This window comes from Robiginitalea aurantiaca (genome assembly GCF_030380815.1).
GTDB classification, from domain to species: Bacteria; Bacteroidota; Bacteroidia; order Flavobacteriales; family Flavobacteriaceae; genus Robiginitalea; species Robiginitalea aurantiaca.
On record NZ_JAUDUY010000031.1, the window covers coordinates 1 to 936 of the forward strand.

At 49.9% G+C, this 936-nt stretch carries 1 pseudogene; it reads right to left on the reverse strand.

What is annotated here, in order from left to right:
• Positions 1 to 9: 9 nt before the first annotated feature.
• Positions 10 to 936, reverse strand: a pseudogene (locus tag QU605_RS15305) (hypothetical protein); the annotation flags it as partial.

A 936-nucleotide genomic window follows, 5' to 3' on the forward strand; every position in this document is an offset into this window, starting at 1 on the left:
CGCTCTAGCTCAGCTTCTCCCATCACTTAAATACGGGCTGAGATTCTCAATGCCTTCCACAATCAACCGGCGTTTAGGACCCGCTTTTTCGGCTAGTTTATACTGAGCTTCTGCCTCTTGATATCTGCCCATGGCAACCAACCAGTCTGCGTAGAGTTCGCGGGTCGGTTTTTGAATGGCTGGCGGGCCGTAACTATAGCTGACACTTTCCTGCAATTCAATGGATTTCAGCAGATGTTCTTCTGCCCTATCATTAAGGCCGGCCAAATCTTCCCGCAAGGCCATAAGTTGCTCTTGTCTGGCTTTAGAAGTAACAATGTCGGATGGCGCGGCCTCTGCCCGGGTCACATTTGAACACAATGAGGAACTGGAAAATTCCTGTACAAAGGTTTCCCTCTTAATGTCGGACTCCATGCTCGCAATAACACGATCCATTTGAACCGTGTCTTTGGCCGTATAGGCTTTCATTCCTTCTAAAAATTGATATTGGGAACGCACCGAAATATTCAGATCGGCAATTTCCACGGGGATATCCGCTATCTCGCTATCCCATTCATCCGTTTCGGTAAGGTAGGTGCCTTTTAGAAACACCATATGAACCCGGGCCCTTGGAGAAGGCGTTTCATTCATATAGCGCTGCATATCCAAAACCATTTTCTTCGCCTCTTCCTTTTTGCCTTGCTGCAGATACCCATACTCAAGCCAGTGATAGGCATGGTATCCCCTATCATTATTGCCGAGTCCTTTTCGCTCCATTCGGTTCAGGCTTGCCTGATACGAATCGATATTGGACGCCACCACGCGGTCCCACATCCCCATAGCCACGTAAATATGGGAGGGCATGTGCAAAGCATGACTGGCATCCGGAGCGACTTCAGCATAGGCGTGGGCGGCCTCCAGGGCCAATGCGGCGTGCTTGGGGTCGTCGTATGAATG